The 26,267-nt window shown below is 42.8% G+C and carries 21 protein-coding genes; 16 read left to right on the forward strand and 5 right to left on the reverse strand.

Annotated elements, in window-relative coordinates:
• Positions 1-70: 70 nt before the first annotated feature.
• Positions 71-952, reverse strand: coding sequence for an AraC family transcriptional regulator (locus tag GJV22_RS16855; RefSeq protein ID WP_163716532.1), 882 nt, complete (start codon positions 950-952; stop codon positions 71-73).
• A gap of 351 nt (positions 953-1,303) precedes the next feature.
• On the opposite strand from GJV22_RS16855, the gene GJV22_RS16860 reads away from it, so the two are divergent.
• The 12 genes from GJV22_RS16860 (at position 1,304) to GJV22_RS16915 (ending at position 18,721) form a co-directional block, all read left to right on the forward strand.
• Positions 1,304-2,605 carry a DUF2851 family protein gene (locus tag GJV22_RS16860; RefSeq protein WP_163716535.1) on the forward strand — a complete coding sequence of 434 codons (1,302 nt, stop codon included), beginning with the start codon at positions 1,304-1,306 and terminating at the stop codon, positions 2,603-2,605.
• Positions 2,586-3,620, forward strand: a complete 1,035-nt coding sequence (locus GJV22_RS16865; RefSeq protein WP_163716538.1) for a potassium channel family protein — start codon at positions 2,586-2,588, stop codon at positions 3,618-3,620. Before GJV22_RS16860 ends, GJV22_RS16865 begins: the two co-directional genes overlap by 20 nt.
• A 97-nt stretch (positions 3,621-3,717) precedes the next feature.
• Positions 3,718-4,299 (forward strand): RNA polymerase sigma-70 factor, encoded by a 582-nt coding sequence (locus tag GJV22_RS16870; RefSeq protein ID WP_163716541.1) that lies wholly within the window; start codon positions 3,718-3,720, stop codon positions 4,297-4,299.
• A 65-nt stretch (positions 4,300-4,364) separates the two neighbouring features.
• A complete protein-coding gene (locus GJV22_RS16875) occupies positions 4,365-5,402 on the forward strand; it encodes a FecR domain-containing protein (RefSeq protein ID WP_163716544.1) in 1,038 nt (345 codons plus the stop codon).
• A 133-nt stretch (positions 5,403-5,535) separates the two neighbouring features.
• A complete protein-coding gene (locus tag GJV22_RS16880; RefSeq protein ID WP_205461922.1) occupies positions 5,536-8,997 on the forward strand; it encodes a TonB-dependent receptor in 3,462 nt (1,153 codons plus the stop codon).
• Between the two features lie 21 nt (positions 8,998-9,018).
• Positions 9,019-10,515, forward strand: a complete 1,497-nt coding sequence (locus GJV22_RS16885; RefSeq protein WP_163716546.1) for a RagB/SusD family nutrient uptake outer membrane protein — start codon at positions 9,019-9,021, stop codon at positions 10,513-10,515.
• A 251-nt stretch (positions 10,516-10,766) separates the two neighbouring features.
• Complete coding sequence (rpsO, locus tag GJV22_RS16890) at positions 10,767-11,036, forward strand: 30S ribosomal protein S15 (protein WP_163716549.1); 270 nt, start codon at positions 10,767-10,769, stop codon at positions 11,034-11,036.
• Between the two features lie 105 nt (positions 11,037-11,141).
• Positions 11,142-13,421: a polyribonucleotide nucleotidyltransferase gene (pnp, locus tag GJV22_RS16895; RefSeq protein ID WP_163716552.1), complete on the forward strand. Its 2,280-nt coding sequence runs from the start codon at positions 11,142-11,144 to the stop codon at positions 13,419-13,421.
• Between the two features lie 93 nt (positions 13,422-13,514).
• The gene (locus GJV22_RS16900; RefSeq protein WP_163716555.1) at positions 13,515-14,000 is read left to right on the forward strand and encodes a hypothetical protein; all 486 of its coding nucleotides are present in this window, start codon (positions 13,515-13,517) and stop codon (positions 13,998-14,000) included.
• A gap of 67 nt (positions 14,001-14,067) precedes the next feature.
• On the forward strand, positions 14,068-16,167 hold the full coding sequence (locus tag GJV22_RS16905; protein WP_163716558.1) for a prolyl oligopeptidase family serine peptidase: 2,100 nt from the start codon (positions 14,068-14,070) through the stop codon (positions 16,165-16,167).
• 77 nt (positions 16,168-16,244) lie between these two features.
• Positions 16,245-16,886: a deoxynucleoside kinase gene (locus tag GJV22_RS16910; RefSeq protein ID WP_163716561.1), complete on the forward strand. Its 642-nt coding sequence runs from the start codon at positions 16,245-16,247 to the stop codon at positions 16,884-16,886.
• Positions 16,887-17,047: 161 nt separating this feature from the next.
• Positions 17,048-18,721 carry a tetratricopeptide repeat protein gene (locus GJV22_RS16915; RefSeq protein WP_205461923.1) on the forward strand — a complete coding sequence of 558 codons (1,674 nt, stop codon included), beginning with the start codon at positions 17,048-17,050 and terminating at the stop codon, positions 18,719-18,721.
• Positions 18,722-19,239: 518 nt separating this feature from the next.
• Here the strand turns inward: GJV22_RS16915 and GJV22_RS16920 are convergent.
• Complete coding sequence (locus GJV22_RS16920; protein ID WP_163716566.1) at positions 19,240-19,788, reverse strand: RNA methyltransferase; 549 nt, start codon at positions 19,786-19,788, stop codon at positions 19,240-19,242.
• An 11-nt stretch (positions 19,789-19,799) separates the two neighbouring features.
• Positions 19,800-21,071: an arginine deiminase gene (locus GJV22_RS16925; protein ID WP_163716569.1), complete on the reverse strand. Its 1,272-nt coding sequence runs from the start codon at positions 21,069-21,071 to the stop codon at positions 19,800-19,802.
• A 109-nt stretch (positions 21,072-21,180) separates the two neighbouring features.
• Here GJV22_RS16925 and GJV22_RS16930 point away from each other — a divergent pair, with 109 nt between their 5' ends.
• Both GJV22_RS16930 and thpR read left to right on the forward strand, forming a co-directional pair.
• A complete protein-coding gene (locus GJV22_RS16930) occupies positions 21,181-21,774 on the forward strand; it encodes a DUF4294 domain-containing protein (protein ID WP_163716572.1) in 594 nt (197 codons plus the stop codon).
• Positions 21,774-22,334 carry an RNA 2',3'-cyclic phosphodiesterase gene (gene thpR / locus GJV22_RS16935; RefSeq protein WP_163716575.1) on the forward strand — a complete coding sequence of 187 codons (561 nt, stop codon included), beginning with the start codon at positions 21,774-21,776 and terminating at the stop codon, positions 22,332-22,334. Before GJV22_RS16930 ends, thpR begins: the two co-directional genes overlap by 1 nt.
• A 4-nt stretch (positions 22,335-22,338) precedes the next feature.
• On the opposite strand, the gene GJV22_RS16940 is transcribed toward thpR, so the two are convergent.
• Entirely contained in the window at positions 22,339-23,754 is a 1,416-nt protein-coding gene (locus GJV22_RS16940; protein WP_163716578.1) for a sugar transferase, read from the reverse strand.
• A gap of 70 nt (positions 23,755-23,824) precedes the next feature.
• Entirely contained in the window at positions 23,825-24,631 is an 807-nt protein-coding gene (locus tag GJV22_RS16945; protein ID WP_163716581.1) for a hypothetical protein, read from the reverse strand.
• 188 nt (positions 24,632-24,819) lie between these two features.
• Here GJV22_RS16945 and GJV22_RS16950 point away from each other — a divergent pair, with 188 nt between their 5' ends.
• Positions 24,820-25,470 carry a protein-L-isoaspartate(D-aspartate) O-methyltransferase gene (locus GJV22_RS16950; protein WP_163716585.1) on the forward strand — a complete coding sequence of 217 codons (651 nt, stop codon included), beginning with the start codon at positions 24,820-24,822 and terminating at the stop codon, positions 25,468-25,470.
• Positions 25,471-25,536: 66 nt separating this feature from the next.
• Positions 25,537-26,175 carry an MBL fold metallo-hydrolase gene (locus GJV22_RS16955; RefSeq protein ID WP_163716587.1) on the forward strand — a complete coding sequence of 213 codons (639 nt, stop codon included), beginning with the start codon at positions 25,537-25,539 and terminating at the stop codon, positions 26,173-26,175.
• The last annotated feature ends 92 nt before the right edge of the window (positions 26,176-26,267 follow it).

Raw genomic sequence — 26,267 nt, forward strand, 5'->3', positions numbered from 1 at the left:
TTACCAGCTTTTCGGCAAAATACCAGCTTTTTCGCCTGTGTTTTATTCGGTGTTGACTTAAAGAATGTGATTAATTTACCCGTCTTGTTCCCGCGAAATTTTCGCGATATTCACTGGGGGTGCTGTCTTTGTATTTTTTGAAGATGCGATTGAAGTTCGCTTGGTTGTTAAATCCGCAAAACCAGGCTATTTCCGAAATGCTGTGTTTGTTCTCGATAAGCAGGCGGCTGGCAAATCCGATGCGGGTATCGTTCAGGAACTCTACAAAAGACTTACCGGTACGTTGTTTCATGAAACGGCCAAAGGTCACTTCAGTCATATTTACCAGTCCGGCAACTTCCGACACTTTTATTTTGTGCATGTAATTTTGCTGCACGTAAAGCAATACGGTTTTTATTTTTTCGCTGTTGTAAAAATCTTCATCCTGATCGTTCAGTGAACTAAGAATCAGTTGGTCAGGAGAGTTTCCTAATTCATGAAGGAGTTCTATTAATTCAATAAGCGAATGAAATCCATCCAATGACGCCATGCGTTCGATCATTGGCTGTACTTTTTGTATTGTTCCCGCGGAAAATGCGACTCCGGCTTTAGCCCTTTCGAGTAGCTTTTGAATGGGGAGCATGATATTGCGATTTAGTAAATCGGCCTGAAGTAAATCGCGGTGAAACTGGATGGTTACTTCATGGATCGCATCAGAGGTACATTCGCCTTGTTGCCAGCCATGTTGGAGGTTGGGCCCTGTCAGCACCAGTTCCAGCTCGTTTATTTGACTCAGGTGATTGCCAACAATGCGGGTAGCTTTTGGCGCTCTGGAGATGTAATTCAACTCATACTCGGGGTGAAAGTGTACCGGAAAGTCAAATTTTTGCTTCATGCGGTCAAAGACCAGCAAGCAGTCGTTCGTTGATAATGGGGTGATTTCGCGATGTATCTGCGGATTTGTGATTGACATGCTGTTGCAAAAGTATTGAATAATGATAAAATAGTATTCTTTGATTTCAAAGTTAAGATCTATTTTTGAGTTGTTGTAATGCTTGATAGATGAAGTTTTTGGATAGATCTGTTTTGTGATGTTCCAATAATTAGTTTATGGTAGTGTATTATAATGATTAGATTGTACTGCCGATTAAGGCCTATAAACCCAATTTACCTATTGCATTAACACAATAAGAATTTGTGTAAGCCTGCGTCACCCAACACACGCAGGCTTTTTTTATTGGAACTGTTCTGTAACTACTTCAGAGGCACTTGATTTTGATGTCGTATTTGTCTAACTTTAGTTAAATAGATTGAAACAGAACCAATGAATGAATTTTTCCTTCAATTTTTGTGGAAACATCGCCTTTTTGACTCCGATTCACTTATCACCAGTTCAGGACTTCCAATACAGGTTTTGTCTCCGGGCTTTCAAAATTCAGATGCGGGGCCCGATTTTTTCAATGCGCGTTTGAAGATTGGTGACACCACCTGGGCAGGCAATGTCGAGATTCATCTGCGCGCGAGCGATTGGAAGAAACACAAGCACGAGCAAGATGCCGCCTATGATAATGTGATTCTACATGTCGTTAAGGAAGATGATGAATTGATTCGAAATTCGAAAGGCGAGTCTGTAGAGTGTACTTGTTTGTCGTATCCGGAAGAGTTGGAATCTAACTACGAGAATTTGCTTCGGTCGAACAGTTGGATCCCATGTGCCAAATCAATTCATCGGGTTCCGCCAATTACATTACAAATTTGGTATCATGCTTTAATGGTTGAGCGTTTGGAGCAGAAAACCGGCGAAATCGTGATGCGTTTGGAGCAAAATAAAAACGATTGGAATGAAACGTTTTACCAATTTCTGGCGCGCAATTTTGGATTCAAAACAAATTCGCTTCCGTTTGAATTACTCGCCAAGGCATTACCATTATCGGTTTTGGCAAAGCATAAAAATGACTTGTTTCAATTAGAAGCTTTGCTTTTCGGAACGTCAGGTTTGTTGAATGAGGAATTGGTGGGGGATGATTATTTTATTGCGCTGCGTCGGGAGTTTTCCTTCTTGTATAAAAAGTATAAGCTGAAACCACTTGAAGGTCACTTGTGGAAGTTTCTGCGTTTGCGGCCGGTCAATTTTCCAACTGTTCGAATTGCGCAGTTTGCACAGTTGATTCATCAATCTTCAGCCTTATTCTCCCACTTAATTGAAATGGGAAAGCTCGCTGACATCAAGCAATTGTTTCAGTTGGAAGCTTCGGATTACTGGCAAACACATTATAAGTTCAATAAAGAGTCTAAAAAGCAGCTGAAGCATTTGGGCGATTCATCATTTCATAATTTGGTTATCAATACCCTCGTTCCTTTCTTGTTCGTTTACGGCGACTATCATCAAAAGCAAAATTTGAAAGATTTGGCGTTAGCTTATATGGAGCAGATTCCCGCTGAGCAGAATTCAATTTTGACAAACTGGGGTGAACTCGGCATTTCGGCACGTTCCGCATTCGATAGTCAGGCGCTCATTCAATTGAAGAATTCGTACTGCAATGCCAAAAAATGTTTAAATTGCCCTGTAGGAATGAAGTTAATCAATCAAAGCAGCCAGGATAAACATGAGTCAGTCGTCGAATAAATTTCAGGATGTATCCAACCGGACGCTTCGTGTTGGTATTCTGCTGTTGTTTTCCATGTTGACAATTGGAACAACGGCGTACATGTACCTGGAGGATTATTCCCTGATCGATGCTTTTTTTATGACCATTATAACGATCTCGACGGTTGGCTTTAGCGAAGTTCATCCGTTGAGCGATTTGGGCAAAATATTTACTTCGGCGTTGATTATTACCAGTTTGGGGAGTTTGGCCTATGTTGGATCCAACTTGGCTCGTTTTGTATTCGACGGCGAATTAGTTAATTATTTAAAAACATATCGGGTGGATAAGAAGATTCAAAAACTGAAAGACCATGTCATCATTATTGGCTTTGGTCGGAACGGCGAACAGGTTGCCATGGAGCTTCGCGATCACGGGCTCGATTTTGTAATTGTAGACAAACGAGACAATGTGATTGGCCGGATTCGGGAAGACGAAGAATTACTTTACATTAAAGGTGATGCGACTCATGAAGACGTGTTGAAGCAAGCAGGTGTCGATTACGCAAAGGCACTGATTGCCACCACTCCGAATGATGCCGACAATGTATTTGTCGCTTTGACGGCCAGAAGTATGAATCCCAGTCTGAAGATTGTGAGCCGGGCTTCTGAAATGGAATCTGTCTCGAAGCTAAAACGGGCCGGTGTTACCAATGTTATCATGCCCGAACGTATTGGAGGCCAGCGCATGGCTAAACTGATTACCCAACCTGATGTTGTTGAGTTTCTGGAATATATTCTGCTCCAGCATAGTAAGGATGTAAGTCTGGAAGAGATCAGTTGTACGAATATGGCTGATTGCTTTGTTAATCACTCCATTTTGGAATTAAAAACGAAAGACCTTTCAGGGATTAATATTGTTGGGATTAAGATTAGTGGTGCCAAGTATATTTTTAATCCCTCATCTGAATTGACATTGAGTCGGGGGGACCAGTTATTTGTGTTGGGTTCGCCGGAGCAGATAAAGGAGTTTCGGCATTTGCTCGAAAGAGGATAATCGGTTACATTTACAGCCTTGAGATACCGGCTTGTGCGTTGGTTAAACCAGCTACGACCGGTAATCGCCCATTAACTAAGACCGCTAAACGAACTACATGGGAGCAAACGAAAAAGAAATCTTTCGTAAGATGTGCCGTGGTGATGAAGGTGCTTTTGAATATTTTTTCAAGAAGTATTATCATCGTTTGTACAGCTATTCACTAGAAATTCTGAAAGATGGTCTTGCCGCAGAAGAAATCGTAGAGGAGCTCTACACCTCAATTTGGGAGAAGCGCAGCCAGATTGAACTTCAAAGCTCACCCGGAGCTTATTTGTTTAAGACAGCTTACAATCATTGTTTGAACCAAATCAAGCATAAAAAGGTAGAAGACAAATACTACAGTTATTTTAAAAATCAACTCGCTATCGCCGATCTCGAAATCGCAAACAATAGCTACCCCTTGTCGACCTTAATAGAAAGAGAATTTGAGGCGAGTTTGGAGAAGTCGATCGAAAAACTTCCCGATCAATGTCAGCAGATTTTCCGCATGAGCCGTTTAGAGGGCAGAAAAAATCAGGAGATTGCTGAAAAATTGAAAATTTCTGTCAATACGGTTAAGACTCAATTGCAGAGGGCTTTAGCTCGGGTCCGAAAGGATCTTAAGCATTATTTCGTTGTTTTATTTTTCAGAACGTAAGATTTTTGTCACCCCGATCGGCTCGTTAGTTGTCATATCCTACAAAACCACCTAACTAAGTTTTCATGGAAGAGTTGATCTTAAAATATCTTCAGGGTGAAGCCTCTTACGAGGAAGGCCTCCGGGTGTTGGAATGGCTACAGGCTGACCCCGAAAATTTCAGATCATTTGAAGAGCTTAGAGATGCCTGGTTTGCTGCCGGAATCATTCGCAATATTCCCGAAATCAATGTTGAGCAGCAATACAACAAACTACATAATAAATTAAATCCGGCGCAGTCAAAAACGATTCGTGTCACTTTCAGTCGTTTACCAGAATGGCTCAAAATAGCAGCGGTTTTCGTTCTCGCGTTCTTGATGGGAGCCATGGCGATCAATCTCCGGAACAATCATGCGATCGGTTCTCCGTCACCTTATGTGCTTGAAGCTCCTTATGGTGCCAAAATTAAAATGGATCTGGGCGATGGGACACGTGTTTGGTTAAATGCGGGGAGTAAGCTGAGTTATTCGAACAGTTTTAATTCAAATAACCGGAATGTTACACTGTCGGGCGAAGCTTATTTTCAAGTTGCGAAGAATAAGAAGCTGCCATTTATTGTTCAGGCAGGGCAAGTTAAGGTAAAAGCCGTTGGAACAGCATTCAATGTGAAGGCGTATGCTGATGAGGATAAACTGGAGGCGACCCTGGTAGAAGGGACGATTGAGTTGAGTCAAGGGGGTGATAAACAGATGCTAATGCCCAGGCAGATGATAACCATTGATCGCCCAAATGCGTTAACGGGAAAAATGAAGTATCAAATTGCCACTAACGTGAATACAGATATCTATACCTCGTGGATAGGGAAAAGGTGGATTTTTGAACGTGAGAATATGCTTGATTTCGCTAAGAAATTGGAACGACGCTATGATGTTCGAATTTCAATTGAAGATGAGAGACTAACGACCTATAAAATCACAGGATCGATTGAACAACAAACCTTGGGGCAGTTACTCAGCGCCCTTCAACTAACAATACCTTTAAGCTATAAAATTCAGGATGACGAGGTTGTCCTGACTATTAATGAGAAGTTGAAACGGGAGTATGAACCTCTAATTAAAAAGTAATTGATCTATGAAATAATCTAAAAAAAAATGGGAGATTGCTCTCCCATCAGTTAAAATTCTTAACCAAACCAGTTGAGGTGTTCTTGGCGGTTCCCCTCAAGCAAGTTGTTTAACTCATTAACAATGCTAAATTATGAAAAAAAATCTGGATTATTCCGGTTGGCTCTTTGCGTCCGGGATTAAAAAACTGTTCTTAATCATGAAACTAACGACGCTAATCATTTTCCTCTGTGTTTTTCATGTTAGTGCCACTACTTATTCGCAAGCAACGAAGTTTAAACTTCGTCTTTCAGAAAAAACAGTCAAGGATGTACTGATAGAAATTGAAGAACAAAGTCAGTTCCATTTTCTTTACAACGACGAGTTTACCGACTTGAACAGAGTTGTGTCGGTAGATGCAGACAATGCGAATGTGGAAGAAGTTTTGGATCAAATATTTGCCAATTCGTCGATTACCTATAAAGTGATGGAAAATAACCTGATCGTTTTAACACCATCAGGAAACGAAATTCAGCTTCAACAGGTAACTGCTGTAAAGGGTCTTGTGAAAGACACCGATGGAGCTCCTCTACCGGGTGTTACTGTGGTTGAAAAAGGAACGACCAATGGAACAATTACGGACTTTGATGGAAATTATTCGATTGAAGTTTCAGCCGGAGCGACCCTGGTCTTCAGTTTTGTTGGAATGCAGGTGCAGGAGATTGCTGTGGGCAGCCAATCTACAATCAATGTTGTCTTGGAAGAAGAGACATTAGGTATCGACGAGGTCGTAGTCGTCGGTTACGGTAGCCAAAAAAAGAGCGATATCATTAGTTCGATTGCAACTATGGATGCTGAGAAATTGAACGAACGTCCTGTTAATAAAGTCGATCAGGCTTTAATTGGTCAGATGGCGGGTGTACGTGTTAAACAAACCAGTGGTTTGCCGGGCCAAGGCTTTAGTATACAGGTTCGCGGTACCGGTTCAATTTCCGCCAATAACGAGCCTCTTTATGTTGTTGATGGATTCCCTATGGAAGTGTCTCCGCAATCAACAAGTGGTGGTTTCTCCAGTGGTAACCCATTGACTAACCTGAATCCGAATGATATTGAAACCATTCAGGTTTTGAAAGATGCTGCAGCGGCATCTATCTATGGATCCCGTGGTTCAAACGGTGTTGTGATCATCACGACTAAGAAAGGTAAGACCGGGAAACCTCAGATTTCATTCAATACGTATGTTGGTTGGAATGAAACAGCCAAAAAGTTGGACGTACTTTCTTCTGATGAGTGGGTTGAACGTCAGGTTGAACACATGAATTATTTCTGGGTGAAAGACCATGCTTCTGATTTAGGTGCGACCTCTTCGCAAACAAATGCTGAACGCAGGTCGCTACTGGGGCTTGGCGCCGGTGAATACAATACGAAATATATGTGGGATGAGCGCTGGATGCAGGATGGTCACCCCGGGTTGGATTATGTAGACTGGCAAGACTTATTCTTCCGGAAAGGTTTGGTGCAAAGCTACCAGTTGTCAGCCAACGGAGGAAATGATATTGTGAAGTATTACGTTTCAGGAGACTATCTGGACCAGGAAGGCGTTGCAATTGGCGTGAATTACCGTCGCTACAGTGCTCGTGCCAATGTTGAAGTTAGCCCGAATAAGAACTTGAAATTTGGATTGAATTTATCACCTTCTTTCAGCGAACAGCAAGATCCGAATGTTGAGGGTAAAGATGCCATTACGCACATTGTTGTTGGAATGAACCCGGTTGTTGAATCTTCAACCGGCCCACTCGGTACAAATGTTGGAGATAACGCGCGCTACGCCTGGGGTACTTCAAGGGTGAGTCCGATTGCTGAAGCAATGAATGTTCAGCGTAATAGCAAGACTTTCAGGACGATCAGTACAGCGTTTGTTGAGTATCAACTCATCAAGGGGTTGAAGTTCAGGACGAATATCAACTTTGATGTTCACAACAATGAAGCATCCAGATTTACGCCTGCATTTATAACGCGTAACCGTACGGCCAGCGGGAGTAAGTCCGGATATAACCGGGTTAACTTCGTAAATGAAAATACACTGAATTATAATACCTCAATTGGCAACCACAATATCGATGTTTTAGGTGGTTATTCTTACAGTACTTTCCATTTGGAAACATATAGTATCAATGGTACCGGTTTTGCGTCCGACGATATTCCGACCTTAAACGCAGCCACAACGACAAGTGGAACTTCTGAGGAAACTGAAAATACATTGATCTCTTATTTCGGACGTGTGCAGTATAATTACATGAGCAAGTATCTGTTTCAGGCCAGTATTCGTCGCGATGGTTCTTCTAAATTCGGAGACAATACGAAGTGGGGTATCTTCCCTTCACTTTCTGCTGGTTGGAAAATTATTAATGAACCGTTCATGGCAGATACCGAATTGTTCAGTGATTTGAAATTGAGAGCAAGCTGGGGTTTGGCCGGTAATAACGGTGTTGGCGATTACGACCAAATAGCTCGTTTGGCTTATGCGAACTACAGTAATAACGGAAGTTTGGTTAATGGCTTGGTTCCATCGAATTTCGCGAACCCTGATTTGAGCTGGGAAACTTCAGAGACAGTTGATATTGGTTTTGATGCAGGTATTCTTGGAGGTCGGATTTATACTTCTTTTGACTACTATACAAAACGCAATACTGACTTGCTGTTGAATATTCCTGTTCCGACTGCAAGTGGTTTCGGTAACGCGTTAACAAATATTGGTGAAGTACTAAATAAAGGATGGGAATTGGAATTGTCTACTCAAAATATGGTGAACCAGTTCAAATGGAAAACCATGATTAACTTAAGTCACAACTCCAATGAGGTTAAGAAATTGGGCCCGAACAATACGCCGATTTTAGGTGGAGCTTTCGATATTACTCACAATATTTTGGAGGTCGGAAGACCGATGTATACGTTGTATGTCGTTCAGCAAGATGGTTTGTTGACATCTGAAGATGTGGCAAACGGTGTTGCAATGTATGGTAACGAAGAGGCAGGAGACCCTAAATATGTCGATCAAAATGGCGATGGAACAATCGATGCGGACGACAGAACTTATTCCGGTCACCCGAACCCTGATTACGTATGGGGTATTACCAATGAGTTTTCTTTTAAAGGCTTCGATCTATCCATTTTAATACAAGGCCAAACAGGTGGTGTGCTTTATTCTACTTTCGGCCGTGCGATGTATCGTACTGGTCAGGGAAGTTCTGAAAATACCCTGGGTAAAGCCCGCGATCGTGTTCGTTGGGTTGAAGGACAAACCCTGACTGAAGCCGATGTTGCCGGTAAAGAGCACAAATCGCCTTCAACTTTTGGTCGGATTAAGAACACCGACTGGTTGTATAAAAATGACTACTGGAGAATCCGGAACATTACACTCGGTTATGATTTAGGTCGATTGATTCATTCAGACCTGATAACCGGAGCGAGAGTCTATGTTACTGCCGAAAACTTCTTCGGTGCTGATAAATACAATGGTGGGTTTAACCCCGAAGCTGTTAACAACAGCGGTGATGACTACGGTGCATTCCCATTGTCAAAATCAATGGTATTCGGGTTAAATCTTAAATTTTAAACTAGCTAAATGAAATTAACCATGAAAAATATATTTTATCTCTTATTCATATTGATTGCCTTCTCTGCTTGTGAAGACGATCTGGATCTTGCTCCGATCTCTGAGCCGAGTGCGGCTAGCTTTTATCAGAATACAACACAGTTCGAGCAGGCTGTAAACGGAATGTACAATACCCTGCAGGATTATTCTACTATCCAGTTCTATTTGTCCGAAGTTCGTTCAGACAATGTTTATTCACCCGGAACAGGTGTTCGCGAATGGAATCCGCTGAATAATTTCGAACATACTTTGGCCACAAACCCATTGATGAAACAAGCTTGGGATGTTTCGTATTTAGCGATCTATCGTGCGAACCTGGTCATTGATCAGATTTCTGAAGACGTTGTTCCTGATGCTGCAACGCGCAACCGGATGATGGGAGAAGCCAAGTTTGTTCGGGCGTTGTTTTATTTTGACCTGGTGCGGTATTTTGGACGCGTGCCAATTTACGATAAAGTTGTTTCACCGACTGACGCGTTGGAGATTCCACGTGGTGCTGTAGCCGATGTTTATAGTTTGATCGTGAGTGATTTGACCGAGGCAGCGTCGCTACTTCCGGCTTCTTACAATTCTCCTGGTAAGGCTACTTCGAATGCAGCAAAAGGAATTCTTGCAAAAGTTTACCTAACGATGTCTGGTCCTGATTATGGAATTGATGGACCTGGGATGAATGCGAATAAATACTCCGATGCATTGACGTTACTGAATGAGGTTATTGGAAGTGGTAATTATAGTTGGGTGAGCGATTATGCATCTATTTTTAGCTACAATAATGAGAACAATCCCGACATCGTGTTCGACGTTCAGGCGATTAATGATGGCGCAACCGGTGATCGTGGTATTGGTACCATTCTGCCGACCTTGATGTACCAGGAAAGCTGGGCGAGAAATAACCTGCCGTTTGCAGGTGGTGTGCCGGTAGACGGAAGCGGCGCAATTGACCCATCCGATGATTTTCTTAGTTCATTTGAAGACGGAGATGTTCGTGATGATTTCTCAGTTCTGATGAGCTATGTTGATGAAAACGGTAATACCATCAATAGTCCGCAGTACATGAAGTTTTTAAGTATGGACCACATCCCTGCGGATCGATTCAACTGGGGGATCAATTTCCCGGTTCTTCGCTATACGGACGTTTTGATGATGAAAGCAGAAGCTTTAATTCAGTTAGGACAGGATCAGACAACTGTTGATAATATTATCAACCAGGTTCGTACCAGAGCTGGTGTAGGTAGTGTATCTAATGTTGATCTGGATATGTTGCTGGCCGAAAGAAGACGGGAGTTTATTGCAGAGGGAAAACGCTGGCACGATTTGGTTCGTACCGGAAAAGTGTTGACTTTGATGAATGCCTGGGCTGGTGTTGATGATACTGCAAATAAAATCGGAACCATCGTTGCGAATGATATTCTTTATGCGATTCATCAGGATCAATTGGAAGTGAAAGAGGGGTTGTATGATCAAAATCCAGGTTATTAGGGAATGATAACTATATCTGATTTATGCATCAAATTATAGTAGTGTAGTAGTATGCAAAATCGTAGGATCCCGATCGAATGATCGGGATCCTTTTTTTGTGAAAGTTTCATCGTGAATTGTAAAGCCCAATCTGTTGTTTTCCAAATATTTTAATTACTTTTGCGCAGCTTTTTAGCAAGTTAATTTTAAGCCGTTGTTATTGAAGGCGATGCTGCGGGTTAAACATTGTATCACAATTAAAGACAAAAATTATGTATTTGAATTCTGAAAAGAAAACAGAGTTTTTTGAAAAGTTTGGAAAAGGCACAACTGATACCGGTTCTACTGAAGGTCAGATCGCTTTATTCTCATTCCGTATTTCCCACCTGACTGAGCACTTGAAAAAGAACAGAAAAGACTATAGCACACAGCGTGCATTGGTTAGTCTGGTTGGTAAACGCCGTAGCTTGTTAGACTATTTAGCCAAAAAAGATATCGAAAGATATCGTAGCATCATTAAAGAGCTTGGCTTACGTCGATAAAATTATTCATAATAAAAGGCAATATTTCTATTGCCTTTTATTATTTTTGATATCCCCACCACCACAGAGACAATTTGTATTGTTAAATTTTAGTTCAAAATTTTTATGAATCAAGCAATTATTAAGACAATTGACATCGGCGACGGTCGTAACATTACCATTGAAACCGGTCGTTTAGCAAAGCAAGCCGATGGTGCAGTTGTTGTCCGCATGGGTAATACCATGTTGTTGGCAACTGTTGTGTCTGCAAAAGATGCCAAAGAAGATGTTGATTTTATGCCGGTATCAGTTGATTACCGCGAGAAATTTTCTGCAGCAGGTCGCTTCCCCGGTGGGTTTTTAAAACGTGAAGCTCGTCCTTCTGATGAAGAAATTTTGGTTGCCCGTTTGGTCGACCGCGCCCTCCGCCCTTTATTCCCGGCCGATTATCATGCTGAAACAGCTGTGATGATCAGTCTGATTTCATACGATGAAAATGTGATGGCCGACTCATTGGCCGGATTGGCTGCTTCTGCTGCTATAGCAGTATCAGATGTACCATTTGAAACACCGATTTCGGAAGTGCGTGTTGGTCGTGTGAATGGCGAGTATATCGTCAATCCAAGCACTGCACAATTAGCTGAAGCTGATATTGACATTATGGTTGGTGCCTCTTTCGAGAACATCATGATGGTTGAAGGAGAAATGGATGAAGTATCCGAAGAAGATATGCTTCAGGCCATTAAAGTGGCACACGATGCCATTAAAATTCATTGTAAAATACAAGAGGAATTAGCTGCTGAAGTTGGCGTTGTTAAGCGTGAATATTGTCACGAAGTAAACAATGCGGAGCTGAAAGCAAAAGTGGAAGCCGATTTACTTCCTGCTTGTTATGATATTGCTAAACAACAAATCAAAGATAAACAATTGCGGATCGAATCATTCGCGAAAATTGTTGACGATTATGTTGAAGCCTATAAAACCGCTAACGAAGGAAACGAAGAAGTCGATCTGGGTCAGGACGAAAAACTGATCAGACGTTACTACCATAAAGTTGAAGGTGAAGCAATGCGCCGTATGATTCTGGACGAAGGTATTCGTTTGGATGGACGTAAAACCGACGAGATTCGTCCGATCTGGGGCGAAGTTAACTACTTGCCGGGTGCACACGGATCTGCAATCTTCACACGTGGTGAAACGCAGTCGCTTTCTTCAATCACTTTGGGAACAAAAATGGATATCAAGAAAATTGACAATGTAACATTCCAGGGAACTGAAAAATTCCTGTTGCATTACAATTTCCCTCCATTCTGTGTGGGCGATGCAAAAACTCCTCGTGGTTTAGGTCGTCGTGAAATTGGTCACGGTAACTTGGCATTCCGCGCATTGAAGCGTATGATTCCTGAGGACTTCCCTTACGTTGTACGCGTGGTTTCTGATATTTTGGAATCAAACGGTTCATCGTCAATGGCAACTGTTTGTGCCGGAACCATGTGTATGATGGATGCCGGTATGCAAATGAGACGTCCGGTTTCTGGTATTGCCATGGGACTGATCTCTGATAAGAATTCAGATAAATTCGCGGTTCTTTCCGATATTTTGGGTGATGAAGATCACCTGGGTGATATGGACTTTAAAGTAACCGGTACCGAGAAAGGTATCACAGCAACACAAATGGACATCAAAGTTGACGGTCTTTCTTACGAAGTATTGACAAAAGCGTTGATGCAGGCGAAAGCAGGTCGTGAACACATCTTAGGTAAAATATTGGAAGTGATACCAGAACCTCGTGCTGAGTACAAACCAAATGTACCTCGTGTTGAAACCATCCAGATTCCGAAAGATATGATCGGACCAATCATTGGCCCTGGTGGTAAAAACATTCAGAAATTACAGGAAGAAACACAAACAGTCATTGTGATCGAAGAACGTGATGACTTTGGTTATGTGGAAATTTCCGGATTGAACAAAGACGCTTTGGATGCTGCCAAAGAGCGTGTAAAACGGATTATCGCTCTTCCTGAAAAAGGAGAAATCTATAAAGGTAAGATCAAATCGATCACCACTTTTGGTGCATTCGTTGAGATCATGCCAGGAAAAGAAGGATTGCTTCACGTGTCGGAAATTGCCTGGGAACGGGTACAAAATGTTGAAGACGTGTTGAAGGTAGGCGAAGAAGTAGAAGTGAAGTTGTTAGACATCGATCGGGACAACAAACTCAAACTTTCCCGTAAAGTTCTTCTTCCTAAACCGGAGGGTTTTGTTGAACGTCCTCCTCGTCGCGAAGGTGACCGTGGCGGTGATCGTCGTGATAATCGCGGAGGTGATCGTCGTGACAACAATCGTGGTGGTGATCGTCGGGATAACAACCGAGGAGAACGTCGTCCTCAAAGAGAAAGAGATTAATTCGAGAAAATCACAGATAGAAAAGATGCCTGCTTTTGCGGGCATTTTTTTTGCACTATTTTTGACCTTGAAATAAACGAACAGCGTTGAAATATGGAAAATTGGTATCCTGGATTTGAGAAGGAAGTTGTTAGCCAACTGAAAGGCTCAAATGAAAGAGATTTGCGCTTTTTCCGGATTGAGGAATATTTGCGTAACGGTGAACGAGTAGACGAAAATGCGGGAAAATGTCGCGAGTGCTATTCATTCCGCAATGAAATGGAACAAATGAAGGATGAGGTCGCAACGGCAGTTAACCATCCGGGCAAAGAGCGCCGTAAATTGGACAAGCTCCAATCTCGCATGAACGACCACATGCGGAAAGAGCATGGATTTTTCCCTCCTTATTACCATACATACATGCAATCGGTTATCTGGACAGTGGGCTGCATGCTTGTCGCTTTTCTTTTAACCTTAATATTCCCGGGACCGGAGAAGGTGGTCTTTTATTCACCGGCGTTTGCGATTGGTGTCGTCACCGGTCAGGTTATTGGCGGAAAAAGAGACCGCAAAGTTCGTGAGGATAAGAAAAATCTGTAATGAAAAGCGATCGGGTTGTACTGATTAGAACCAGACAACAATATTTACTGATCAATTAATTTTACAGATGAGAAAACTAGTCTATTTATTTTTAATGATTCCTATGATTTCATTTTCGCAGCAATTAAAATATCCGAAAACCTCCAAAGGTGATATCACTGACGAGTATTTCGAGACGGTAGTTGAAGATCCGTACCGTTGGCTGGAGGATGATAATTCAGCTGAAACCGAACAGTGGGTTCGGGACGAAAATGAAGTGACTTTTGCTTACTTGAAAGAGCTGCCTAATCGGGATAAGATAAGCCAACACTTAACCAGCCTGATGAACTACGAACGCTTTGGCGCACCGTTTAAAAAAGGCGGAAAATATTTCTATTTTAAAAATGACGGTCTGCAAAATCAAAGTGTGCTGTACATGACTGATTCGTTGGCAAGTGATGCTTCTGTTCTGCTGGATCCCAATACCTTGTCGGACGATGGTACTGTTGCTTTGTCAAGCGTGACGATTTCAGACGATGCAAAGTATCTCGTGTACTCGATCGCCCGCAGCGGATCTGACTGGAACGAGATTTTTGTAAAGAATATTGAAAGCGGTGACATGTTGGATGATCATCTGGTTTGGGTGAAATTCTCCGGCCTGTCCTGGTACGATGGGGGGATTTTCTACAGCGCCTATGATGCCCCGGAAGCCGGAAGCGAGTTGTCTAAATCCAATGAATATCAAAAAGTTTTTTACCACAAAATAGGGACTACTCAATCGAAAGATGTGTTAATCCAGGAATCGACTGAACATCCCAAGAGAATGTATGGTGCCGGAGTCACCGAAGATAAACGCTTTCTTGTTTTGTCGTCAAGTGAAGGAACAAGTGGTAATGCGGTGTCGATAAAGGATCTGTCGGGTAAAACGGCCGGTTTTGTTCCGTTAATGGAAAGCTACGAGTACGATTTTGACGTAGTTGAAAATATAGGAGATGGCCTTTTTGTAAAAACAAATTATAAAGCGCCCAGGTACCGACTGGTTAAAATCGATTTTAAAAACCCCGTGGAAGATGAATGGGTGGAGATATTGCCGGAGCAGGAAGATGTATTGGAATCTGTTTCCTTCAATGGTGGAAAAATCGTAGCGCAATATATGAAAGATGCCCACAATATTGTAAGCGTTTACGATGTCGACGGAAAATTTGACTATGAACTGACGCTTCCGGGACTGGGATCGGTTGGTGGATTTACCGGTAAAAAAGAGGAAGACGAGTCCTTCTTCAGTTATACTTCGTTCAACACGCCGGGAGAGATCTATAAGTATAATTTTGCCACGAAGTCGCTGGAATTGTATTTTCGTCCGAAAGTGGATTTTAACCCGGATGACTTTGTTGTGAAGCAGGAGTTTTACACTTCAAAAGACGGAACTAAAGTGCCCATGTTCATTGTGCACAAAAAAGATATTCAACTTAAAGGAGATAACCCGGCTTTGCTTTATGGCTACGGTGGTTTCAATATAAGTCTGACTCCTTCTTATTCTTCTACACGAATGGTGTTTTTGGAGAATGGAGGCGTCCTGGCGATTGCGAACCTTCGCGGTGGCGGAGAGTACGGCGAAGATTGGCACAAAGCGGGAACCAAACTGCAAAAGCAAAATGTGTTCGACGATTGCATTGCTGCTGCTGAGTTCCTGATAAGCTCGAAATACACCAAGGCGGATAAACTGGCTCTGCAAGGCGGTTCAAACGGGGGATTGCTGGTTGGTGCAGTTGTGAATCAACGTCCTGATTTGTTTAAGGTGGCTTTGCCTGCAGTAGGGGTGTTGGATATGCTGCGTTACCAGGATTTCACAATTGGTTGGGCTTGGGCCGGTGATTACGGGCGTAGCGACGACAGCAAGGAAATGTTTGACTATCTGTATGCTTATTCACCATACCACAATCTGAAAAAAGGTGGTCGGTATCCCGCTGTATTGGTAACGACAGCCGATCACGATGATCGCGTGGTGCCGGCGCACTCGTTTAAATATGCGGCTCGGTTGCAGGAATACAATGCGGGCGAATTGCCAACACTGATTCGCATTGATACGAAAGCTGGTCATGGCGCTGGAAAGCCCACCGCTAAAGTCATTGAAGAGTATACCGATGTTTGGGCTTTTACATTTTATCATCTCGGATTGAAAATGTAGCTGAAATCTTCGGTAAAACGTTTTATAAATGTATTTTAGATCCCGGGAACCAACGAATTCCGGGATTTTTTTGTGCTATGGATATCAATTATTTGGTTGTTGAGGGGAATATCGGCGCAGGCAAGACGAGCCTGACTAAGATGATTGCGAAAGAATTTGGAGCCAGGATGTTGCTCGAAGGGTTTGAGGACAACCCCTTTCTGCCCAAATTCTACCAGGAGCAGGATAAGTATGCCTTTCCGCTTGAGATGTCGTTTTTGGCCGACCGGTACAATCAGCTGAATAAGCATATCCGGGAGTTTGAGCTTTTCAGTTCATTTGTGATTTCCGATTATTACTTTGTCAAAAGCTTGATTTTTGCACAGAATACCTTGAGCAAGGATGAGTATAAATTGTACCATCGTTTCTTCAATATTATTTACGATCGGATTCCGAAACCGGACTTGTTTGTTTATCTGCATGTTCTTCCTGAAAACCTTTTGAAGAATATCCGTAAAAGAGGGCGGGATTATGAACAGGGAATCAGTATGAAATATCTTTCTCAAATTGAGAAAGGATACTTCAGTTTCTTTAAACAACAACCTGATTTTCCTATCGTGTTGATAGATACCAATCAGGCGGACTTTGTCAGGCATGATAAGGATTACAGAAAGATTCTTGGTATTATATTTGATAATGATCACCGTCCCGGAATAAACCGGTTCATATTAAGTGAATGAACGCTTTAACGGTCTAAAAACAACTCAATTTTTGTATATTCGTAACGGTTGGAAAGACTAATCATTTTAATAATGCTACAATGAAACATTTTAACTTTAAATCTCTAGCTTCTATTGCTATAGCATCGGTGGTTTTATCGAGCTGTGCAAGTCTTCAAAAAATGAAAAAGAATGCTGATGATATCAGCTTCAAAGTAACTCCTGAGGTTTTGGAAACTCACGCCGGCGACGTTGATGTTGCCATCAATGGTGTTTTCCCTGCTAAATATTTCAACAAGAAAGCGACTGTGGTTGCGACTCCTGTGTTGACTTATGAAGGTGGTGAAACTGCCTTTGAACCAGTAACTGTACAAGGAGAAAAAGTAAGTGCAAATAACAAGGTAGTTAGCTACACTGACGGAGGAAACTTCAGTTATAAAGACGCTGTACCTTTTACCGATGATATGCGGAAATCGGAGCTGGTTATCCGGATGACTGCTTCAAAAGGTAGCAAAAGTGTAGACTTTGAACCAATTAAAGTTGCCGATGGTGTTTTGGCGGCTCCAACTTTGGTGGTGAACTTCCCGTTCGCAATCATTGGCGTTCAACGTGAAAAGAACCTGACCGGTGTTTACGATCCAAACATTGATCCGTTTCAACGAATCGTTCCTGATTCATACACGGCAGATATTCGCTACCTGATTAACAGTGCTGTTTTGAGAAACAGTGAGTTGAAAAGCGAGGATATCGAGAAATTAAAAGAATACACTAAAGACGCTTTCGACGCAGAACGTAAAGAATTGAAAGGTGTTGAAGTTTCAGCTTACGCTTCACCTGATGGTGCATTGGATTTCAACACTAAACTGTCTGAAAAACGTGAAGGAACTTCAAGTAATTACGTAGAGAAGCAGCTGAAGAAAGAAAAAATTGAAGCTGAATTGAAATCTAAGTTTACTCCGGAAGACTGGGACGGTTTCAAAGAATTGATGGAGAAATCAAACATCCAGGACAAAGAATTGATCTTGCGTGTGCTGTCAATGTATTCAGATCCAGAAGTACGCGAACGCGAAATCAAAAACTTGTCACAGGCTTTCACAAGCGTTGCTGATGAAATTCTGCCCCAATTGCGTCGTGCAAAAATTACGGCCAGCGTTGAGCTGATCGGTAAAACAGACGAAGAAATTATGGACCTGGCCAATGGTAATCCATCGGCTCTGAATCCTGCTGAATTGTTGTACGCTGCAACTTTAACAGACGATAAAGAAAAGCAATTGTACATTTATGGCGCCATGACTGAAGTTTATCCGAACGACTGGAGAGGATATAACAACAAAGGTATGGTACTGGCTCAACAAGGTAAATTTGAAGAAGCAAAACCATTGTTCGAGAAAGCTGAAAGCTTAAGTACAAGCGAACCAATCATCAAAAACAACTTAGGTGCTTGCGCGTTGGTTGCCGGTGATGTTGCTAAAGCTGAAGAGTTGTTTGGTGCTGCATCAGGTGCCGGTTCTGAAGTGAACAACAACTTGGCTATTGTTGCCATCAAAAAAGCCGAATACGAAAAAGCAGTTAAACTGTTAGACGGTACAAATACACCAAACGAAGGTTTGGCAAAAATCATGGTTGGCGACAACAGCGGCGCTCTGAAAGCATTGGAGAACTGCCCATGGGAAGGTTGCTACATGACCGAATATTTCAAAGCAATTGTTGGCGCTCGTACAGCGAAAGAAAACCTGATGTACGAAAGCCTTGAAAAAGCAGTTTCAATGAATGCTGACCTGAAATCTAAAATCGCTACTGATTTGGAATTCGCGAAGTATTTTGACGAAGCTCGTTTCCAGGAAATTGTAAAATAGTTCCCCAGGGGAATAAACGCATAAGTTGATAAGGGCTGTCCGATGTAATTTCGGACAGCCTTTATTTTTTGTGGCTGCGTAGGCTAACCCATGGACAGAACGTTCGCCGAAACTTTTCTTCGCGGAAAAGCTGTTGGAGCCCTCTTGGAGCCTGTTCGAGGTGTGTTGACGGCTGTATAACGACTTGTGACGGCTGTATAACGACTTGCGACGGCTGGATAAGCACTTGCGACGGCTGTATGACGACTTGTGACGGCTGGATAGGGAATTGCGACGGCTGTTTAAGGTCTCGGAGCTTCTGGATAAGCACTTGTTACGGCTGGACTCGGTCTTGCGGATTCTGTATAAGGACTTGTGACGACTGGATAAGCCTTCGTCAAGGCTGTAGAAGCTCTTGGAACTCCAGTCTTTTAAGTGTCGGGAAAAGCCGGCTGGTCGGCCTCCAAAACGAGACCGGGAACCGGCAGTCCCGGCGGGTTTTTAATGAGCGGGAAGGCGCTTGCCGGGGGCATTGGCAACTACCCGGGGCTGGATGCTGTCCACTTCATCTTTTTAAATAAGTCCCAAAGGACAATGCCCGCGCTGACCGAAACATTGAAAGAATGCTTGGTGCCAAACTGGGGGATCTCGATCGCACCGTCACACAAATCGACCACCTTTTGCTGAACGCCTTTCACTTCGTTGCCAAAGACCAACGCGATTTTTTCGCCCGGTTTGGGGGTGAAATCCGGCAGCATAATGCTTTTATCGATTTGCTCAATGGCATAAACGGTATATCCTTGTTCTTTCAGCTCGTTAACCGCATCCGCTGTTTTTTCCAGGTATTTCCAGTCGACGGTCTTTTCGGCATCCAAAGCAGTCTTGTGGATTTCCTTATTCGGAGGTGTTGCGGTAATGCCGCACAGGTAAATTGCGTTAATCAGCAAGGCATCAGCGGTTCGGAAAAAAGAGCCGATGTTGTTGCAGCTTCTGACATTGTCTAAAACGACAACGATTGGCATTTTGCCGGTCTCCTGGTATTCTTCCGGATTTAACCGGTTTAGTTCGTTTGTTCGAAGTTTTCGCATATTAAAGTCGTTTACCACTGCACATTTTTACGGCGGAACGGCATAGTCATACACCGTGCACCGCCGCCTCCGCGCGCCAGTTCAGAACCGGCAATGGTGATCACACATTTTTTGTTGGTTGGAATTTGAGATGTTCCGTCGATAATGTTTTTGGCCTTGATGACCTCGAAGCCGTGCTTGTTCAGTTCCTCGACCGTGTTTACATTGCGCTCGTAACCGATGATCTGTCCCGGGGCAATCGCGAAGAAATTAGCACCGCTATGCCATTGTTCCCGTTCCTGCGTCCAGTTGTCGTTTCGCCCTCCGCAGTAAATTGGTTCCATGTCAATTCCCAGTTTCTTCAAGGCTTTCACCAGGTTTTTTTCTTCCTCTATTTTAGTCACTTCACCATTTTCGATCTGAATATGGATGGTATGGTAGCGCGTTGTCCCCAAAATCAGGGGCTCGTAAACCATGCAGGCATCGCGGTCCAGGAAGGTGAAAACCATATCGAGGTGAATAAATGATTCGGGCATATCGGGAAGTTCCTGAATCAAGACATGACGGATCGGTTCTTTCTTCGCTTTGATACTTTCCAGAATGAAATCGATTCCCTGTGTAGACGTTCTGATTCCTGTCCCAATGACCAGAACATCCTTCCGGGCAACCTGGAAATCGCCGCCTTCAATGGAAATGTTTTTAGAGACCGGAATGTTCCCGGGCTTTTGCGAATTGAGCGTCGTGGCTTCAATTCCCGGGTGGTTTTTGAAGATCGCTTCCATGATCAGCGCTTCGCGGTCCCGAACGGTATTGGCCATTTTCCCGATCACCACTTCGTCGCAAAATGACATGGAGGCGTCGCGGGTAAACAGGAAATTGTGCAGCGGCCACAGGCTGAACCGTTCCTGACTTAAATAGCGGGTCAGGTTATTGCGTTTAATCGGCACTCCTTGTATCAGTTGCCGTGCCAGTTCCGGTGATTTTAAGTCCAGTAAATCCGGTAGAATCTCATAGGCGTTCTCCTGAAAACAGATTTCTTGCAAGAGGTCTTGTCTGACCTGGTCTGTTTTCAAAATCTCGGCCAGCAAATCCGTCACTTCGTAGCATTTGCTTACTTGCGATAAAACACCTTTCAACTGGCTGTACTCTTCGCTGGCAACCGAGAGGTTTAAAATATCACTGTAAAGTGCTCGTTTGGCTGTTTCCGGTGTCATTTCTTCCACCTCAAGGCCTGGTGTATGAACAATCACTCCTTCAAGTTCCCCAAACTCGGAAGTAACATTCACTTTCATTTTGTCGGTCATAAATACCCCTTTCAACTATTTTCAACAAAGATAATAACTCGCTTCAATGCAGAATCTTTATCCTGATTTTCATTTTCGATTAATAACACATTATCTTCGTTGTTGAGTCATGAGAAAGCTAATTGTAATACTGGTTCTGGTAGTTGCTTTGGGTGGCGTTGATCGAGTTAGCGCACAGGAGCAGGATTCTGTTCATTATTTGGAGGGAATAAAATACGATGGCGATACCATACCTCATGTGTCCTTAAATCCGATTCCGGTATATCCGGGTGGAAAGTATAAATCGAAACGACTCCAGCGAAAATATTGGCGGCTGGCAGCCAAGGTGAAGAAAGTTTACCCGTACGCCAAACTTGCGGCTCAGCTTCTCGATGAGTATGAAGTAAAATACGAGGCAGCCAATAATCCGAAATTGAGAAAGAAGTATTTAAAGGAAGTTGAGCAAAAGCTTTTCGATCAATATGGGCCGGAGCTGAAAAAACTTTCCATCTCTGAAGGGCGAATTCTGATCAAGCTGATTGATCGGGAAACTCAACATACCTCTTACGAGCTGATCAAGGATTTGAAAGGCGGTGTTTCTGCCTTTTTCTGGCAGGGAATGGCTCGTTTATTTGGGAATAATCTGAAAGATGAATATGATCCGGTTGAAGAGGATCGGATGATTGAGGAGATTATTTTTTTTATTGAAGCCGGTGTAATCTGATGAAAAGGACTTTTGTTGCGATAAAAATTGAGCTTCAGCCAGCTTTTCAGGAATTGATTGGGAAGTTGAAGCGGTCTTTGGACGGAGAAAAGATCCGGTGGGTGATTCCGGAAAACTTTCACCTGACCCTGCACTTTTTCGGTAACACGGAAGCGGACGATGTAGCGGTCTTAATTGAGCTTTTTCAGGATTTTGCGGAAGCAGAGCCGCCCATTAATTTTAAGCTGAAGGCGATCAGCTTCTTCAAAAAAAGGCTTCAGCCGAAGGTTTTATTTGTTGATGTTGCCGAAGCCGATGAGTTGGAGAAGTTAGCCGAAAAGCTTCATGAGGTTCTTGTTGATAAGGGATTCGCGAAAGCTGAGCACGCGTTCCACCCGCACCTGACAGTTGCGCGCATTAAACACCTCGACGACAAGGAGCGTTTTCTGCAGGTATTGAAACAATTTAGTGAAAGCCCCGAGCAGTTGGTCGAAGCAACTGAACTGGTTTTCTATGAAAGTGTGGTAAGGCCCGACGGTCCTGTTTACAGACCGATAAAGACGTTCGAATTGAATGGTTGAGGGTTTACTTCCCATTCCCGTTTATGACTTCAAGGATGCTGTAAATCATGATTTTGATGTCGAGGTAGAGGGAGGCATTTTTCATGTAGACCAAGTCGTAGGGCAGGCGTTCGAGCATTTCATCAACATTCGATGCATATCCGTATTTTACTTGTCCCCAGCTCGTCATTCCGGGCCTGATTTTGTGTAGCAAGTTGTATTGCGGAGCCTTTTGGATTAGTTTGTCAATATAGAATTGTCGCTCGGGTCTCGGGCCAACCAACGACATATTACCAATGATTACATTGATAAATTGAGGAATTTCGTCGAGATGGGTTTTGCGCAGAAATAGGCCAATCCGGGTGATGCGGGGGTCGGTGTCGCTTGAAAGTTCCGGTCCTTTTGTCTCGGCATCCGTGACCATGCTTCGGAACTTATAAATATTGAAAGGCTTGCCGTATCGTCCAATTCGGGTTTGTGTATAAATGATCGGACCGCGCGATTCCATTTTGATGAGTACGACGATAAGCAGACTTGCAGGAAGGAAAATAAGCAGTGCCAGTATCGACAAGACAACATCCATTATGCGTTTGACATTAACAGCCCAGACGGGCATGATGCCGTTAGAAATTTTGAAAAGCGGACGGCTGTATAGGTTGTTGGCTTTTTGATTTCCGGAAAGGATGTCGTACAGATCGGGAATTCCCCAGACCAAAACATTGAATCTCTGAAGCCGGATCAGGATCTGGCTTAATAGCTTGTGTTCCGATGTATCGATAGTGACAATAACTTCTTCAACCTGCCGCTGTTCGATTATTTGCGGAATGTCTTCAGCAGTTCCCAGGCAGGGGATGAAAGCGTTCAATGGATTTTGTGCGTCCTGATTTGTTTGAATAAAACCGATGAGTTTATTTCCGGAAGGTTTAATTTGAGTTTGCATTTCATGAAAAAGTTGAACGGCATTCGCATTGCCTCCAATTAGCAGTGTGTTGAAACCGACTTTCCGGCTGTGTATCAGGCGATTTATTTTCGTTGTGTGAATAACCCTGAAAAAGTAGGTTAGGCCAAAATGAAGACAAAACAGGGTGAAAAAAAGGCTGTAGTAGTTGTTGTGGGTGCTGATGTAGTCATCTAACAAGAGACTGAAAAACAGAATAACGACGCCGATAAGTGTCGTGAAAAATGTTTGGCCGAATTCAATCAGCCGCGATTTTCGGCAGATATTGCTATAGTACCCGGTAACGTAATAAATTCCTATCCAGAAAAGGGGGAGCGTGAGCAGGGCCAAATACAAACGAGGAGTATATTCGATGTGAAGTATATCTGCGGTATGGCTTGGTTCGATGTATAATTTTCGGTATACATAGAAGAGAAACCAACTTAAGCAAGTGGCCAAAACATCAAAAAACAAGTATATAATTACTGTTTGTTTTTTATTCATTCCAAGGTCTAATTTTAAGCGCTTTGCAAAGATAGGCTTTGAGAAGAAAAACGAGCTTTTTAGGAATTAATTATACAGCATATCGTTTTTCGGGGAAAAAGTTGCCGGAGTAATTTAGTTTCGATTTGATATCATTCAAAATATATCGGGCTTGATGCATGTGATTCAAGTTAATCGAAATGCACTCGTTGTGGTGGACGGCTTTCTGGAAATGCTCAGCAGCGTTTTGCTCTGATTCAAATGCTTTTGACGCAGAAAGGTCCTCGGCTTGAAACCGGAGAATGGGCTTTTTTTGTCTGAAGATTTCAATTTCCGAATCTTTCGGACCGATTTGATTTGAAAACAAAATGCGGGCAACAGATCCCGAAGTAAATACCAGTCGAACCTCAAGCAAATTGTATCCTTCGTGTCCGGGAATGGTCATCAGATCTGCCTTTTTGAATTCACTGTCATCAATTAAAACCAAAAAAAGCAGGAAGTTCAGGAACTGATTTTCCAAATCAATTTCCGAATTGTTCGGCAAACGAATATTAGCCAAAAAAGGACCGGAGATCTGTTTGATTTGCTTCAAATTTTCTGTTTGAAAAACCAGCGGGACAAAAATCTGGTAGACAGAACCAGCTTCATGAGCCAGGCTGATGAGTTGCTTCAGTTCTGGAACGGAGAAGTCGGGGAGAGAGTTGGTGAAAATGTGATTGCGACGTCTCAGGGCTTGTTTGATCAGATCAAACTGTTGATAAAAATGATCCAGGTACAGCGCCTCTGACTCATTTATCAAGGCTTCGATCTGGAAATGCAGCATTTTTTCGGTGAGCTTATTGTGCCCGACCGATTGCCCGATGATCTTCAAGTCCTTCATTCTTTGAAGTATTTTCATCGTTTTGCCGCCTGTATCGTCTCCAGAAAGAATCCCAAGGTTGATCATAGCTGCAAATTAGAAATAAAAAGCTATTTTAAAGCTCTGATCCGGGTACAACTTTTCAACGGCCGATAGTTGATAATGTGGGTTGACTCGACGGGATCAAAAACCTATTTACACTATTTTTACATCAAAAAATTGACGCAATGAATCCTCTGGATACCCTGAGACATCAGGGATTGAGAAAAAGACTGGTAGAAGGGCTGCGAATAAAAGGAATAAAGGATGAAAAGGTTCTGAACGCCATTTCAAAAGTACCGCGCCATTTATTTATGGATAGCGGTTTTATTCAGTTTGCCTATAGAGATCAAGCCTTTCCAATTGGGGCTGGACAAACAATTTCGCAACCTTATACCGTAGCTTTTCAAACCTGGCTCCTTCAACTTAAGCCAAACGAAAAAGTACTGGAAGTGGGAACAGGTTCCGGTTACCAGGCTGCCGTGCTGCTTGAAATGGGGGTGAATGTTTTCACTATCGAACGGCAGCGCGAGTTGTATCTGAACGTGCAACAGCTTCTACCGCAGTTAGGTTATTTCCCCAAATTCTTTTACGGTGACGGATACAAAGGATTACCGACCTACGGGCCTTTCGATAAAATTATCGTGACTGCAGGAGCTCCCTTCATCCCTGATGATCTGTTGCAGCAGCTCACAATTGGCGGAAGACTGGTTATTCCGCTTGGTCCCACCGACCGTCAAACCATGACCGTAGTGGTGCGCACAGGTGAAAATGAGTTTAAAAAAGAAACACACGGAACATTTGTCTTTGTCCCTATGTTAAAGGGGACAGAAAAGTAAATCTGCGGGGCAGGCCGGTAATTTAGCCGCAGGCTTTTGCCCGCATCGAATACAGAAATTAGCAAAATGATACAAGTCAAGAAATTTACGTTTAATCCGATTCAGGAAAATACCTATGTGCTTTACGATGAGACCAAAGAATGTATCATCGTTGATGCCGGTTGCTATTTTGATTACGAACAAAAGGAGCTGTCGGATTTTATTGCGGAGAATCAATTGAACCCGGTGAAATTGGTCAATACGCACTGCCATTTGGATCATATTTTTGGAGTTACTTATTGTCGAACAACCTATAGTATTCCGTTTTTGGCACATCAGGATGATTTATTTCTGGTTGAAGATATTGTCGCTCATGGAGATCGTTTCGGTATCCCTACTGAGCCCGTTGACGGGCCCGATGAGTATATCGAGGAAGGCGATCTCATTCAATTCGGAAATTCAGCCTTGGAGCTCATTCATGTTCCGGGCCACGCTCCGGGAAGCCTTGTTTTGTATTGTAAAGAGCAAAACTTTATGCTGGTAGGCGACGTGTTGTTTTTCGGAAGCATCGGCCGGACAGATTTGCCGAAAGGAAGCTACGAGCAACTCATTGGTAATATCAAACAAAAATTGCTTATCCTACCCGAAGAAACGTTGATTTATAGCGGACACGGTCCGGAGACCAGTATTGGTTTTGAGAAAAAATCCAATCCATTCTTAACCTAGGGATTGCAATGGGTTAATCGATTTATTGAAAAATGATTAACGCTATAAAATTCGTTCAATTCAGCTAAAAAGAGTAAAAATCATTTTTTACT

It is taken from the genome of Mangrovibacterium lignilyticum (assembly GCF_010882175.1).
Taxonomy (GTDB): domain Bacteria; phylum Bacteroidota; class Bacteroidia; order Bacteroidales; family Prolixibacteraceae; genus Mangrovibacterium; species Mangrovibacterium lignilyticum.

What these genes read in the sequence shown, in the direction of transcription:
- GJV22_RS16855 (WP_163716532.1), bottom strand. Translation starts at nt 952, where the DNA reads ATGTCAATCACAAATCCGCAGATACATCGCGAAATCACCCCATTATCA.
- GJV22_RS16860 (WP_163716535.1), top strand. Translation starts at nt 1,304, where the DNA reads ATGAATGAATTTTTCCTTCAATTTTTGTGGAAACATCGCCTTTTTGAC.
- GJV22_RS16865 (WP_163716538.1), top strand. Translation starts at nt 2,586, where the DNA reads ATGAGTCAGTCGTCGAATAAATTTCAGGATGTATCCAACCGGACGCTT.
- GJV22_RS16870 (WP_163716541.1), top strand. Translation starts at nt 3,718, where the DNA reads ATGGGAGCAAACGAAAAAGAAATCTTTCGTAAGATGTGCCGTGGTGAT.
- GJV22_RS16875 (WP_163716544.1), top strand. Translation starts at nt 4,365, where the DNA reads ATGGAAGAGTTGATCTTAAAATATCTTCAGGGTGAAGCCTCTTACGAG.
- GJV22_RS16880 (WP_205461922.1), top strand. Translation starts at nt 5,536, where the DNA reads ATGAAAAAAAATCTGGATTATTCCGGTTGGCTCTTTGCGTCCGGGATT.
- GJV22_RS16885 (WP_163716546.1), top strand. Translation starts at nt 9,019, where the DNA reads ATGAAAAATATATTTTATCTCTTATTCATATTGATTGCCTTCTCTGCT.
- rpsO (WP_163716549.1), top strand. Translation starts at nt 10,767, where the DNA reads ATGTATTTGAATTCTGAAAAGAAAACAGAGTTTTTTGAAAAGTTTGGA.
- pnp (WP_163716552.1), top strand. Translation starts at nt 11,142, where the DNA reads ATGAATCAAGCAATTATTAAGACAATTGACATCGGCGACGGTCGTAAC.
- GJV22_RS16900 (WP_163716555.1), top strand. Translation starts at nt 13,515, where the DNA reads ATGGAAAATTGGTATCCTGGATTTGAGAAGGAAGTTGTTAGCCAACTG.
- GJV22_RS16905 (WP_163716558.1), top strand. Translation starts at nt 14,068, where the DNA reads ATGAGAAAACTAGTCTATTTATTTTTAATGATTCCTATGATTTCATTT.
- GJV22_RS16910 (WP_163716561.1), top strand. Translation starts at nt 16,245, where the DNA reads ATGGATATCAATTATTTGGTTGTTGAGGGGAATATCGGCGCAGGCAAG.
- GJV22_RS16915 (WP_205461923.1), top strand. Translation starts at nt 17,048, where the DNA reads ATGAAAAAGAATGCTGATGATATCAGCTTCAAAGTAACTCCTGAGGTT.
- GJV22_RS16920 (WP_163716566.1), bottom strand. Translation starts at nt 19,788, where the DNA reads ATGCGAAAACTTCGAACAAACGAACTAAACCGGTTAAATCCGGAAGAA.
- GJV22_RS16925 (WP_163716569.1), bottom strand. Translation starts at nt 21,071, where the DNA reads ATGACCGACAAAATGAAAGTGAATGTTACTTCCGAGTTTGGGGAACTT.
- GJV22_RS16930 (WP_163716572.1), top strand. Translation starts at nt 21,181, where the DNA reads ATGAGAAAGCTAATTGTAATACTGGTTCTGGTAGTTGCTTTGGGTGGC.
- thpR (WP_163716575.1), top strand. Translation starts at nt 21,774, where the DNA reads ATGAAAAGGACTTTTGTTGCGATAAAAATTGAGCTTCAGCCAGCTTTT.
- GJV22_RS16940 (WP_163716578.1), bottom strand. Translation starts at nt 23,754, where the DNA reads ATGAATAAAAAACAAACAGTAATTATATACTTGTTTTTTGATGTTTTG.
- GJV22_RS16945 (WP_163716581.1), bottom strand. Translation starts at nt 24,631, where the DNA reads ATGAAAATACTTCAAAGAATGAAGGACTTGAAGATCATCGGGCAATCG.
- GJV22_RS16950 (WP_163716585.1), top strand. Translation starts at nt 24,820, where the DNA reads ATGAATCCTCTGGATACCCTGAGACATCAGGGATTGAGAAAAAGACTG.
- GJV22_RS16955 (WP_163716587.1), top strand. Translation starts at nt 25,537, where the DNA reads ATGATACAAGTCAAGAAATTTACGTTTAATCCGATTCAGGAAAATACC.